The organism is Psychroflexus salis (assembly GCF_014640175.1).
GTDB classification, from domain to species: Bacteria; Bacteroidota; Bacteroidia; order Flavobacteriales; family Flavobacteriaceae; genus Psychroflexus; species Psychroflexus salis.
Map to the genome: position 1 here is coordinate 262,700 of NZ_BMGL01000001.1, position 12,710 is coordinate 275,409.

General features: G+C 32.3%; 12 protein-coding genes and 1 pseudogene. 9 read left to right on the forward strand and 4 right to left on the reverse strand.

What is annotated here, in order from left to right:
• Positions 1-228: 228 nt before the first annotated feature.
• Genes IEV63_RS01050 through IEV63_RS01065 form a run of 4 tightly spaced genes read left to right on the forward strand, consistent with a single transcriptional unit; the run spans position 229 to position 4,846 of the window.
• Entirely contained in the window at positions 229-990 is a 762-nt protein-coding gene (locus IEV63_RS01050) for a polysaccharide biosynthesis/export family protein (RefSeq protein ID WP_188404896.1), read from the forward strand.
• Positions 991-995: 5 nt separating this feature from the next.
• Entirely contained in the window at positions 996-3,365 is a 2,370-nt protein-coding gene (locus IEV63_RS01055) for a GumC family protein (RefSeq protein WP_188404897.1), read from the forward strand.
• 28 nt (positions 3,366-3,393) lie between these two features.
• Positions 3,394-3,801 (forward strand): response regulator, encoded by a 408-nt coding sequence (locus IEV63_RS01060; protein WP_188404898.1) that lies wholly within the window; start codon positions 3,394-3,396, stop codon positions 3,799-3,801.
• Positions 3,802-3,856: 55 nt separating this feature from the next.
• Complete coding sequence (locus IEV63_RS01065) at positions 3,857-4,846, forward strand: DUF4837 family protein (RefSeq protein WP_188404899.1); 990 nt, start codon at positions 3,857-3,859, stop codon at positions 4,844-4,846.
• A 9-nt stretch (positions 4,847-4,855) separates the two neighbouring features.
• On the opposite strand, the gene IEV63_RS01070 is transcribed toward IEV63_RS01065, so the two are convergent.
• Positions 4,856-7,231: a TonB-dependent receptor gene (locus IEV63_RS01070; RefSeq protein ID WP_188404900.1), complete on the reverse strand. Its 2,376-nt coding sequence runs from the start codon at positions 7,229-7,231 to the stop codon at positions 4,856-4,858.
• Positions 7,232-7,495: 264 nt separating this feature from the next.
• Positions 7,496-7,897: an alternative ribosome rescue aminoacyl-tRNA hydrolase ArfB gene (arfB, locus tag IEV63_RS01075; RefSeq protein WP_188404901.1), complete on the reverse strand. Its 402-nt coding sequence runs from the start codon at positions 7,895-7,897 to the stop codon at positions 7,496-7,498.
• Between the two features lie 226 nt (positions 7,898-8,123).
• On the opposite strand from arfB, the pseudogene IEV63_RS13050 reads away from it, so the two are divergent.
• The 4 genes and pseudogenes from IEV63_RS13050 to IEV63_RS01095 all read left to right on the forward strand — a co-directional run.
• Positions 8,124-8,426: pseudogene (locus IEV63_RS13050) on the forward strand (DUF1684 domain-containing protein); the annotation flags it as partial.
• A complete protein-coding gene (locus IEV63_RS13100) occupies positions 8,426-8,503 on the forward strand; it encodes a DUF1684 domain-containing protein (protein ID WP_188404934.1) in 78 nt (25 codons plus the stop codon). The pseudogene IEV63_RS13050 and the gene IEV63_RS13100, both read left to right, overlap by 1 nt.
• 146 nt (positions 8,504-8,649) lie before the next feature.
• Positions 8,650-9,567 (forward strand): hydroxymethylbilane synthase, encoded by a 918-nt coding sequence (gene hemC, locus IEV63_RS01090; RefSeq protein ID WP_188404902.1) that lies wholly within the window; start codon positions 8,650-8,652, stop codon positions 9,565-9,567.
• Positions 9,567-10,220 carry a uroporphyrinogen-III synthase gene (locus IEV63_RS01095; RefSeq protein WP_188404903.1) on the forward strand — a complete coding sequence of 218 codons (654 nt, stop codon included), beginning with the start codon at positions 9,567-9,569 and terminating at the stop codon, positions 10,218-10,220. The genes hemC and IEV63_RS01095 overlap by 1 nt, the downstream gene beginning before the upstream one ends.
• Here IEV63_RS01095 and IEV63_RS01100 read toward each other — a convergent pair.
• Positions 10,217-10,741, reverse strand: coding sequence for a CvpA family protein (locus tag IEV63_RS01100; RefSeq protein WP_188404904.1), 525 nt, complete (start codon positions 10,739-10,741; stop codon positions 10,217-10,219). The genes IEV63_RS01095 and IEV63_RS01100 overlap by 4 nt on opposite strands.
• Positions 10,742-11,084: 343 nt before the next feature.
• A complete protein-coding gene (locus IEV63_RS01105; protein WP_188404905.1) occupies positions 11,085-11,816 on the reverse strand; it encodes a DUF6733 family protein in 732 nt (243 codons plus the stop codon).
• 477 nt (positions 11,817-12,293) lie between these two features.
• Here IEV63_RS01105 and IEV63_RS01110 point away from each other — a divergent pair, with 477 nt between their 5' ends.
• Positions 12,294-12,647: a hypothetical protein gene (locus IEV63_RS01110; protein ID WP_188404906.1), complete on the forward strand. Its 354-nt coding sequence runs from the start codon at positions 12,294-12,296 to the stop codon at positions 12,645-12,647.
• Positions 12,648-12,710: the final 63 nt, after the last annotated feature.

The window sequence follows — 12,710 nt, forward strand, 5'->3', positions numbered from 1 at the left end:
TCTTGCTTCGAGAAGTTTAGCTAAGTAAGTTCTGTAAACTCAACACGGGTGTTTCGATTAGACTTAACAAAAATCGCTAAAAGAAATAAGTTTTTTTTTGTTGAACGCTAATGGTATAATTTATTAAAGATTATCTAGAAAAAGAAAACTTTCAAATTAAAAAGTAAGAATTCCATAAAAAAGAAATCTATAAATTTCGCATTCCATAGAATAAAGTATATTTGCTGTATGAAAAAATTATTTGTAATCCTACTCGCTTTGAGTTTAGTAGGTTGCGCATTACGAAAAGATGTTGCCTACTACCAAGATATCGATGAAAAAAAATTCACTCCACTACCTGAAATTAATTCTCATCAAGTAATTCAAGTTAACGACATCTTGAATATTAAACTCACTTCTCTTAACCCTGAATCTGTGGCTCCTTTTAGTTTTGAAGGAGGAGATGGTCAAATGCGACCGCAGCAAATTGAAGTTTTACGATTATCTGGTTATATTGTAGACGCAGACGGGTTTATTGAATACCCACATATAGGGAATATTTACTTAAAAGGTAAAACCACTATCGAAGCGCAAAATATTATAAAAGAAGCTGTACAGGACGAAGTTAAAAATCCCAATGTTAAGGTAAGTTTGCTGAATTATAAATTTACAATTCAAGGCGAAGTTAGGATGCCAGGAACCTACGAAATTTTAGAAGAAAACATTACATTACCGCAAGCTTTAGGTATGGCAGGAGATTTAACCATTAACGGAAGAAGAGATAATGTAACTATAATTCGTCACGATGGAGATGAACGAATTGTAAAGCGAATCAATCTTACTCAAACCGATTGGATGGACACTCCGTTTTATTACGTAAAACAAAACGATATTATCTATGTTGAACCCAATAATCCACGCGTTAAGTCTGCAGGTTTTATTGGAAATGTAGGGACAGTTATATCAGTTTTTTCAATTATACTGAGTACAGTTGTAATTCTTAGTCGTTAAATATTATGATGGAAAATCAATCTCAAAATTCGCCACAGTTGGAATCGAATGATGCAGAAGACATCAAAAAACTTTTAATTAAATATTTACGCTACTGGCCTGCATTTATATTGTCGGCAGTTATTTTTGTTTCTGGCGCATTTATTTATTTACGTTATACACCTAACGTATATCAAACCAGTGCTAAAATTAAAGTCTTAAAAGATCAAGGCGGGATTGATATGAGTGGCTTTCAAGGATCTTCTCCTTTAATTGATTTAAGCAAAGTAAACCTAGATAACGAAGCCGAAATTTTAAAATCAAGACGTTTGGCTGAAAATGTAATCGAAAACCTTGGCTTACAAACACAATTTTACTCGCAAGGAACTATCAAAACATTTTTACTTTGGGGGAATGAAATTCCTTTTCAAGTAGCTTGGAATCTTGATCAAAAAAGAAGTACGCCACAATTTGAACTTACATTAATTAACCAAAATGAGTTCAAATTATTTGAAACTGAGTCAGAGTTTAAAGGAACATTTCAATTTGGTGATTTAATAGAGTTTGAAGATTATTCGTTTAGCATACTAACTAAAGGTGAAGCTTCTTTAACCGAAAACCTTGACGAAAACAAGGTGTATAAATTTAGCCATGCTGGTTTAGATAATGCCGTGACAAGACTTACTTCAAAAGTGAATGTAGAAAATGTAGGTGATAGAAGTGAGATTTTAAGAGTGAGCATGAATGGTGAAAATAAAGTTCAAAATGAAGCTATTATTAATAATCTAATCTACCAATTTAATAAAGATGGTGTAGATGATAACAAGAAAATTGCAGAACAAACTGAAAAGTTTGCTAGTGAAAGACTAGAATTTCTTTTCGAAGAATTAGATACTGTAGAAACCGATTTGGTTGATTTTAAAAAAGAAAGCAACTTAGTGACAGTTGAAAGTAGTGTCACCGAATTATTCAGTAAAAATGCTACTGCAGAAGGTGAAGCTTTTAAAATAGCAACACAATTACTCTTGGTTGAAGCGCTTCAACAACGCATTGAACAAATGGATAATTATGCGTTACTGCCAGCCAATATTGGTTTATCTGATGGAGAAGTGAATTCATTTATCGAAAAATATAACGAAATTGTATTAAAAAGGCAAGAACTCTTGGTTTCTTCAACTGAAAATTCATTGGTAATACAAGAAATAAACCAACAATTAAAAAGACTAAAACAAAATATAGTTAGAACGGTTGACGCTTACCAAAGTGGTTTAGAAATTTCAAAACGAAGGTTAGATCAAAAAGAACGTTCAACACAATCTAATATTTCAAGCTTGCCCGAAAAGGAAAAAAGATTACGCGAAATTACAAGACAGCAGCTGGTAAAAGAACGCCTATACGTATTTTTACTTCAAAAAAGAGAAGAAGCTGCTTTAACTTCGGCAGTGATGTCTGACATTGCAAAAGTAGTAGATTATGCATACACAGCTCCTGTTCCTGTAAGTCCTAAATCTAGAATTGTATTATTAGGTAGTTTTTTACTTTCGTTAATTTTACCTTTTGGTATTTTATACATTAAATTTTTACTAAACACTAAAATTAATGACAAAGAAGAGATAAAAAGCTACCTACCCAACTTACCAATTGCGGGAGAAATACCTTTACTAAATAAAAATGAAGATACTTTAATTCGAAAAAATTCTAGCGATGCTTTAGCTGAATCTTTTCGGATTTTGAGAACGAACTTAAACTTCATGGGGCTAAATAAAAATGGGGCTAAAATTATTTTTGTTACCTCTACGATGAAGGGCGAAGGAAAAACTTTTGCATCGATTAATCTTGCAGCAACTATTAGCACTACTCGATCTAAATGTTTATTAATAGGAGCAGACTTAAGAAACCCACAAATTCATAATTTCTTAAAAATTAAAAAAGACAGAGCTGGTTTAAGTAAGTTTTTATACGACGAAACTACAGCTATAGACGAATTAATTATTAAAAATCCATTACCAGATTTTAATCTTGATGTTGTGCTTTCTGGCGAAATACCTCCAAACCCATCAGAGTTATTAGTAGGTAATCGTTTTGAAGAGTTTTTAAATGAAGTAAAAAAAGATTACGAATATATTATTGTAGATACTGCTCCAACTATTTTAGTAACCGACACCTTACTTATTTCAAAATATGCCGATATAACACTGTATACCATTAGAGCTAATTATACAGACATTCAATTACTGGACCATGTAAGAGAAATAAGTAGTAGCAAAAAACTAAACAACATAGGCATTGTTTTTAATGGTGTTGAAAATACAGGAGCTTACGCATATAATTACGGCTATGGCTATGGTTATCAAACTAGCACTAAAGCTAAAAGAAATAGACTGAAATTCTGGTAAAATTGTATAAGTATTAAACTTAACAAATATGAGTTTTGATGTAATGATTATTGATAACGATAAAATGGTCTTGTTTATCCAAGAGAAAATAATGCAAATAAGCGGTTTTTCTAACAAACCGTATAAATACGAAGATGCATCCAAAGCTTTAGGATATTTTAAGCCAACCACTAAAAATCATCAAAAAGTTAAAGATGTTGTTGTTTTTTTAGACATTAACATGCCTTATGTAAGTGGTTGGGAGTTTTTAGATGAATTGAAAAAATTAAAACTAGAACAAAAAATACATGTAATAGTTGTTACTTCTTCCATTGATTTAAGAGATAAAGAAAATGCTTTTGAATACAATAATGTGGTAGATTACTTTATAAAACCTGTAACTACTGAAGATTTAGAAAAACTAAAACTAAATAAACGTATAAAACATTTATTCTAAATTTTATAGTTTGGAACGATATTGGATACATTTGTACTTTAAATTAAATTAAAGTATGAAATTAGTTGCATCGTTCATTTTTTTAAGTTTTTTAATATGTATTTCTTGTAATACAAACAAATCGGATACAAAAAGAACAGCTAGTGAATCTTCTGGCAATATCAATTCTTTAAATATTATTATTGAAAACGAAGATTGGAATGGAATGCTGGGCGAAAAAATACGCTCTGTATTTGCTGCAAATGTAGATGGCTTACCACAACAAGAACCGCTTTTTAATTTAAACCATATTCCTCCTTCAAGTTTTTCTGGTTTTGCACGAAAAAACAGAACCTTCTTTAAAGTTGAACTTAACAAAACCAAACCTAAACATGTTTTTTTAAAAGACTCTTTTGCTAGACCCCAAACAGGAATTTTAGTATCGGGTAACAGTAAAATAGAAGTTGCAAATTATATTGGCGAACATGCAAATTTGTTTATTAAAGAATTTAAAGAAACCGAAATAACCGAACAACTTAGAAGAATTAGTAAATCTCCAAAAGATGATACTCCTCTTAAAGAAAACTTAGGTGTTAGTTTGTTGTTTCCAACCGCATATCGCTACGCAAAAGAAGAATCTAACTTTGTTTGGATGCGAAAGGACATTAAAAATGGCAGTATGGAATTAACCATTTACGAAGTTCCTATCAATGCTATTGAAAATAATAAAGATGTAATTTGTAATATAATTAACATTAGAGACTCTATCGGTAAAAAACATATTCCTGGACCGTCCGAAGGACAACATATGATTACTGAAGAAGCTTTTGCACCCTATATTAATGAAATTAAGTTTAGAGGAAGAAAAGCATACGAAGTAAAAGGCACCTGGGAAGTAAAAGGAGCTTTTATGGCTGGACCATTTTTTACCTACGCTATTAAAGATGAAGCTAAACAACACTATATTATAGCCGAAGGCTTTGTTTTTAGACCATCCTACTCCAAGAGAGATCAAATCTTCGAAATTGAAGCGATTTTAAAATCGCTTCAATTTACCGAAGATTAGTATTACAAGCTAAAATTTAAAGGTTGCGCCTACTAAAAAGTTAATTCCCGCTTGTGGATAATAACCTGCACCACCAAAGGTTTGAGTTTGTCCTTGTTCGTTTACATCGTCAAAAGTGAAAAAGTATCCGTTAGAAACAAATTTTTCATTAAAAATATTGTTTACCAATCCATTAATTAAAATAGATTTAAAAAAACCAATATTTTTTAATTCATAAACAATATTTAAATCGTTGGTGAAAAAGGCATCTAATTTTGAAGACTCAAAATCTATATTCCCCATATATTGTTCACCTACATATTTGGTTAATAAACCAAATTGAAGTTGTTCAGTTGGATGAAACATCAACATATTTCCAGCAATTATTTCAGGTGAAAAGGAAATATTTGTAGTCCCTAGATTTACTAATTCTCCATTAATTTCAGCTGAAAAATTTCGGTTTTTATTTCTGCTTAAAGCCAAATTAGGTCGAGTGCTAAATAGCTTATTGAACTTGATTTCTGCATCGATTTCTATACCCAATCGGTAACTTTCTCCAGATGTTTCTCGAATAGGTGCGCCTACATCGTCTAATTGGCCAGTTAACACCATTTGGTCGGTATAATCCATATAATACAAATTGGTATTTACCTTTACTTTTGGAGTTTCAAAACGCCAGCCCAATTCGTAATCGTCTAGTTTTTCGGCATCGGTAATACCTTCTTCAAAATCAGTACGTCTAGGTTCGCGCTGTGCTTTACCATAAGAAACATACAATTGATTGTTTTTATCTGCTTGAAAAGTGGCTCCCGCTTTAGGATTAAAAAAATTGAAATCTCGGTCTACTAATAAATTTTCTAAATCGGATGTTAATCCTGTAGTTTTGTAATTGATAAATCTTCCTTGCAAATCGCCATACACGCTCCATTGGTTATTAATTCGATGGGTTGCTTTGGTAAAAATTGTTACTTCTGTTTTAGTACCATTGCCTCGGTAATATTCATCTCTAATTTCAGAATTACCTGCAAACTTAGCCCAGATTACTTGACCAAAATGCTCGTTAGTATAGTAGCTATAAAATCCACCAGCAGTTACATCCCAAGCATTATCGGTATAATTAATGTTTCCGTTCACAACATAATAGTCATTATCAAGCCATCTTCTGCGAATCAAATCAGTTTCATCAATAGTTTCGTTGCCAATTTCAACAGGCTCAATTCCATGAAAACCCATGCTTGCATCTTCTCGGTATTGCTCAAAATAACCGCGACCGTAAGTATAATTTAATCCTAAGTTTGTCGACCAATTTTTATCTAATTTTTGGTTCCAATGCAACTGATAATGGTCTTGTTTATAATCGTCAATTTCGTTGTCGTAAAACTGAGCCTCACCGTTTTCATCGGTGTATTGTCCGGCTGGATTAAAGGTTCTATTTTCTCTGAGTGTTTGTGCATCAATACCAAACCAAGATTGATAAGTAATATTGTGTCCGCCAAAAACAACTGCCTTTACCAAGGTGTTTTCATCTTTATAAGCCGCTTGCAAGAAATAGGATTTTAAATCTGAAAAAGCTCGATCGATGTATCCATCTGACTGAATATTTGATAGTCTTCCAGAAATTTCAATTTTATCTTGTAGTAAACCCGTGCTGAATTTCACGTTGTGGCGTCGAGTGTTAAATGAACCAAAAGAATTACCAATTTCGCCATAAGCTTCTTCTGAAATTCCATCTGTCAAAATGTTTAAACTCGCTCCAAAAGCACCCGAGCCATTGGTAGATGTTCCGACTCCACGTTGCAACTGAATATTTTCGGTAGAAGATGCAAAATCTGGCAAATTAACCCAAAAGGTTCCTTGGCTTTCTTGGTCGTTGTACGGTATTCCATTTAAGGTAACATTTACCCGAGAAGCATCGCTACCACGAACGCGAATACCTGTGTAACCCACTCCGTTTCCTGCATCGGAAGTAGAAACTACAGAAGGTAAAAAATTTAATAAAATAGGAATATCTTGCCCTAAATTTCGTTCTTTAATCTCCTCCTTGCCAATGTTAGAGTGCGTAATTGGCGAATCTGCATTTACCCGAACAGAGCGCACCATTACTTCTTCTAAAGATTCCATAGCATCAGACAAATCTACGTTTAAGTTTAGATTTTCAGAAAGTTCAATTCGAACTTCCTTTTTGTTTCCAAAAGCAAAAACCAGCGTATGTTTTCCAGGAGAAAGTTGAAGTTGGTACCTGCCATTTTGATCGGTATAGGTTCCTTTGGCACTTCCTTTGGCATGAACACTTACATCGGCAAGCGGAATTGCTTTATCGGTAACTTTACCGTTTACTAAATAAGTTTGTGCATTGGCTTGTACGGCAAATAAAAGTAGCAAGCCCAGTTTAAATAAGGTTTTCATTCGTAAATTTTTTTACGAATAAAAGGGGCCATTATTCTGGTTGTTATTAAAATAAAAAATCCTGAAAACCACTTTGGTTCACAGGAGTAATACAATCTAAAGCTACAGCCTTTAGTTTTCCCTTAGCAGCATTACCTGCCCAGGTTCATTGGGTATAATCTCAGTCTTACAACGAAAATTCGATATAAAACACCCCTTATTGAGATTGAAAGTGCAAAACTAGTTTTTATATTTAAAAAGGCAAGTGCTTTTTTGTGGTTTTATTTAAAGCAAAGGTTTCTTCCGATTGACCTTCTTTTCTGAATGAAGCTTCTTCTTTTTTAAACGTTTCAACTTAGCAGACTTAGAAGGTTTTGTTGGTTTTCGTTTCTTTTTTTGTTGAAGTGAAGCTTCAATTAAATGTAAAAAGCGTTCAATCACTAATTTTTTATTTTTATGCTGACTTCGGGTTTGGGCAGAATTCATTTGAAAAACACCTTCTTTAGTAATATTGTTTTTTAGCTTATGTTGAAGCCTTTCTTTTTCTTCTACCGAAATCGCTTCACTCGTAAAAACATCCCATTCTAAAATAACTTTGGTTTCAGTTTTATTAACATGCTGACCACCAGGACCACCACTTAACGCCGTTTTAAAATTAATTTCCTGAAGTAATCGAATTGTGTTCATTTTTCAAATAAAGGCTTTCTAACATAATTTTCTTGTTTAATTTAGCTTAAAATCAAACAAATGAAGCTTTTTTTTCAACATCTTGTTTTTACTTTCGGTTTTTTCATTTTCCCAAACCGAAGAATACTTCACTTCTATAAAAGCATTTCAAGATAAATATACCGAACATTACACCAATCCTGAAACTTAGCCTTCCAAGCAAAATGTAGATTTATTTGGTGGTCACCAATTTTTTCCGATTGATAAAAAATTTAAAGTAAATGCTATTTTTAAAGAAACACCTTCACTTGCTGTTTTAAATACCAGCACTAGCCGATTAGCAGAATATACAAAACTGGGCGTTTTAGAGTTTCAACTAGAAGGAAAAACTTTTCAATTGGCGGTATTTTATAGTGATGGCTACGCTAAAGACGATGAATATGCCGACAAAGCTTTTGTTCCTTTTATGGATTTAACCAATGCAGAAACTTCGTACACCAACGGCCGATATTGCTATGTACAATTGCCTAAAAAAATGGTGAAGAAGTAATTTTAGATTTCAATAAAGCAACCAATCCTTATTGTGCTTATGTAAGTGGTTACTCTTGCGCAAGACCTCCAGAATAAAATAACTTGAGTATCGAAATTTTAGCTGGAGTAAAAAATCCAAAGTAAGAACTATTTTTAAATTGATGCAGAAACAGTTTTTCCTAATTTGCCTATTTCACTGACAAAAGCGTATTTTTGAAAATCTGAATTGATAATATCTCAAATTGAAGCATCAACCCATTAAAATTGGAACGCGTGATAGCGAATTAGCACTTTGGCAAGCTAAAAAAGTAGCGAAAGAATTGGCTAATTTAGGCTATGAAACTGAATTAATTCCCGTAAAATCTACTGGCGATCTTAATCTTGATGAACCACTTTACGAAATGGGAATTACTGGAATTTTTACCAAAACCTTAGATGTTGCTTTAATTAAAGGCAAAATTGACATTGCCGTACATTCTATGAAAGATGTACCAACACATTTACCTAAAGGTGTAGTAGAAGCAGCTGTTTTGCCAAGAGCAGATGTAAGCGATTTGTTAATTCATAAAGGTGAAGATTTTTTAAAGCAAAAACAAGCTACAATCGCCACAGGAAGCTTACGCCGTAAAGCGCAATGGTTAAACAAATATCCTACACACAAAGTGGTAAACTTGCGTGGAAATGTAAATACGCGTATGCAAAAATTAAAAGATAATAACTGGAATGGAGCTATTTTTGCCGCAGCTGGTTTGGAGCGTATCAATTTAAAACCCAAAAACAATCTGGTACTCGATTGGATGATTCCTGCACCCGCACAAGGAGCTATGTTAGTGGTTTGCATGGAAAATAACAAGTATTGCAAAAAAGCATTGGCCAACTTGAATGATGCAGAAACTGAAATTTGTGTTCATATAGAACGAGAATTTTTACAAACTTTAGAAGGTGGTTGTACTGCTCCCATTGGTGCTTTAGCTGAATTTAAAGATGGCAAAATTCATTTTAAAGGCGCGTTATTTAGTTTGGATGGAAAACAAAATATTGAAGTTAAAAAAATAGTAAGTCCTTCTGAAGCTACTCAATTGGGAAAAAACTGTGCTAGAGAAATCCTGGCTAATGGCGGAAAAGAGCTCATGAAGGCGATTAAAAAAGTTTTGAAATAATGCCTCGTGTACTTTCTACCAAATGCTTAACCGAAAGTCAAAAAAATTTGATTTTACAATCGGGTTGGAGTTTGGTAGCATACAATGCCATACAAACTAAAGCCTTTCCCAATCTGTCTTATTTAGAAAATGCAAAATTTGAAAATGGAATTGTAACAAGCCAAACGAGTGTCTCCATTTTAAAAGAAAAGCAAGTTGAACTTAAAAATGTATTTTGTGTAGGACAAAAAACTGCTTCAAAATTAAAAGAGCTCAATTTTTCTATCGCTGAAGTCGCCAACTATGGAGAAGATTTAGCTAAAATTATTTCAACAACATACACAGGTTTAAGCTTTTCTTTTTTCTGCGGAAGAATAAGAAACGACGAATTACCTAGTTTATTGAAAAAAAATAAAATTGATTTTACAGAGCATCATTTATATAAGACTGTAAGCATTCCAAAAAAATTTACACATTGTTTTGATGCAGTTATGTTTTTTAGTCCTAGCGGAATAAAAAGTTATTATGCACACAATTCATTTAAAGGAGAACGCATAATTTGCATTGGAAAAACTACAGCCATGGCTGCAAGGCAAATTAACAATAAAATTGAAATTGCTAATAAAACAAGTGTAGAAAGTGTAATTGTACAATTGGTAAAGCAAGTTTTTTAATTTTCTTCTTCGGGCAGAAGTAAGTCGTTTTCTTTTGCGTAGGTAACTAAATCTGGTAAATATTCTTCTACTACATCATCAAAAAAAACGTATGTAACCGAATCTTTAAAAACGCTTTTATTTTCTAAAAATCCTGTTTTTTTATTAATGGTATTCAACACCAAAACTAAAACCAAAACAATTAGTGTCATTTTTAACAATCCAAAAACACCGCCAGCTAAACGGTTTAACATTCCTAAAGCAATAGCATTAGCTAACCTAGTTAGAACTTTACCAATAAGGGAAACCGAAATTACAATTATCAAAAAAGTAAGTACAAAAGCTGTTAACTGAATATACTTTGCATCCCAATCTAAATATTGAAGCACATAACTTTCAACTACATCTGCAAAGAAGAATGCACCAACAATTCCTAGTATAACCGATAGTAAAGAAGTAAGTTCTAATATAAAACCCTTCATTAAACCGCGAACCAATCCAATTGCTAGAATAATGGCAATACCAATGTCTATTTCATTCATAAGCGGTAAAGATAAACATAGAAGTGAATTTAGAAATAATTTTTTATGAGTTTGACCAATTGGTTCAATAAACAATTAAACTGAACTTGCTAAAATGAGTTTAACTTGAAACGTAAGAACAATTTAATCTTCCTAGGTTTCGTACCTAAAGGAAAAGACCAAAAATCAATAAATTTCAATGCATTCAGAAATATAAAAACTTTTCTAGAAAAGAACTTCACTTTACAAAATAGAAAGAGAGTAGTTAAAAGTAAGCTTTTATACTAAAAACAATAGCCCAAAATAAACTTTTGGGCTATTGTTTTTATTGGACTTTTAATTAGTAAAGCAACAGTTGTATACTTTATAGTGTAACAAAAAATGCTAATTTATAGAAGTCATTCTGAGCAAAACCATCGTCATCGACTAAGTTGCTTCCAAATGAAAATCTTAAGCCAGCATTGCCTTTTGTAAACTGAACATAAGGGCCAAACCATTTGTAACCATCAACTCTGTCTAGACTTCCTCCGCCGTTAACTTCACCACCAGAAAGGTATAATTCTTCATAATGAGCACCAAAAGATAAAAATGAGTTAGCTACGTAGCCAAAATTTGCCCAATAATGAACATAATTATTGGTAGCTCCTTGCGGCATTGTATTATCGCTTAGTGCAGCATAATAGCCAAAGTAAAATTGGCCTTCAAATTTATCTGACCCATAATTTACAGTTAAGTTAGGAACAATACCGTCTCCTACTATTCCTTCCTGAGAAGCACCACTAGATAATAAGCTACCCATGGTAAAACCCAATTGAGGATTGATATCAAAATCCCCCAAGGTTTTATTGTAACCTACACCAAACTCTGTCCATTGACCCCAAGCACTTGCTGTACCAGCACCCCACTGAATACCATATGCAGTAAAAGCATCTGTATCTGATAATGCATAACTAACAGTCATCATGGGGTTAAAGCCAAAAAAAGCATCGTGATTTAAATTAAGACCAACACTAACCTTGTCTTCTAAGCTTTCATCTTGCGCAAAAGATGCGAAAGCAAATAACATTAATGTTAAAAAAGTAAAGATTTTTTTCATGATTAAAATATTTAAAATTAAGCTTCAAATATATGTTAATATACTATAGACCCCCTAAAAAAATAGCCTCGTGTTGTTATTTTTATTGTATTTAAATTTTATACCCCCTTTTATTTTGTATAAATCTTTAAAAACTTTAAAAATTATTCATTTGACATAAAAAAGATGTTTTTTTGAACAGACGGGATAACAATTATTTTAATTTACATCAATAAAAAACACTTTTTTTAAATAATAATCGCATTAATTAACAACAATAATGATTAATAATTAATCTTTAGGCTGTTTATATGAATTTAAATCATTTTAAAACTAACGAAAAGAGTTAAAGATAAGCCCTGAAAATATTTTAAATAAATCGCTCATGTATAAGTTTTCTGTTTACGGCATAGTTCCCTTTTGTGCAAAAAACAAAGGCCGACTAAAAATAAAATTCACAACATCTAAAATTAAAAGCAGAAACCTTAATTTTGCAATATGGCAAGAGACGAACAATTAAAAGAACTTTGGGAGCAAGTTGAGCAAAAAATTTCGACCGATTTTGGTGATGGCGAACGCTTAGAATTAGATGCCATTATCTATTTAATTGGTGTTCAAGAATATGGAAAACCCCACAAACGCTTCAAAAAAGACGACAAAATTAATTTGATGCACATTGCTATTTGTCGTTTATTAGAGCCTTTTGGCTATTACAATTTCGATTTTATAGACGATGAAGGTTGGCCACATTACCAAATAACCGAAAAACTTCCGAATTTAAAAGCTGGCGAACAAAGCGTATTGATGAAAGAAGCAATCATACAATATTTTCAAAATAAAAAATATATATAAGTAGCTAAATTTAAAAATTCATAATAAAAAAACAGCTGCTTGTATTTTGTTTGTTCAAAGTTA

Bases quoted from the DNA above. Each gene is read 5' to 3' on its own strand.
- IEV63_RS01050 (WP_188404896.1), top strand. From the start codon at position 229: ATGAAAAAATTATTTGTAATCCTACTCGCTTTGAGTTTAGTAGGTTGC.
- IEV63_RS01055 (WP_188404897.1), top strand. From the start codon at position 996: ATGATGGAAAATCAATCTCAAAATTCGCCACAGTTGGAATCGAATGAT.
- IEV63_RS01060 (WP_188404898.1), top strand. From the start codon at position 3,394: ATGAGTTTTGATGTAATGATTATTGATAACGATAAAATGGTCTTGTTT.
- IEV63_RS01065 (WP_188404899.1), top strand. From the start codon at position 3,857: ATGAAATTAGTTGCATCGTTCATTTTTTTAAGTTTTTTAATATGTATT.
- IEV63_RS01070 (WP_188404900.1), bottom strand. From the start codon at position 7,231: ATGAAAACCTTATTTAAACTGGGCTTGCTACTTTTATTTGCCGTACAA.
- arfB (WP_188404901.1), bottom strand. From the start codon at position 7,897: ATGAACACAATTCGATTACTTCAGGAAATTAATTTTAAAACGGCGTTA.
- IEV63_RS01095 (WP_188404903.1), top strand. From the start codon at position 9,567: ATGCCTCGTGTACTTTCTACCAAATGCTTAACCGAAAGTCAAAAAAAT.
- IEV63_RS01100 (WP_188404904.1), bottom strand. From the start codon at position 10,741: ATGAATGAAATAGACATTGGTATTGCCATTATTCTAGCAATTGGATTG.
- IEV63_RS01105 (WP_188404905.1), bottom strand. From the start codon at position 11,816: ATGAAAAAAATCTTTACTTTTTTAACATTAATGTTATTTGCTTTCGCA.
- IEV63_RS01110 (WP_188404906.1), top strand. From the start codon at position 12,294: ATGGCAAGAGACGAACAATTAAAAGAACTTTGGGAGCAAGTTGAGCAA.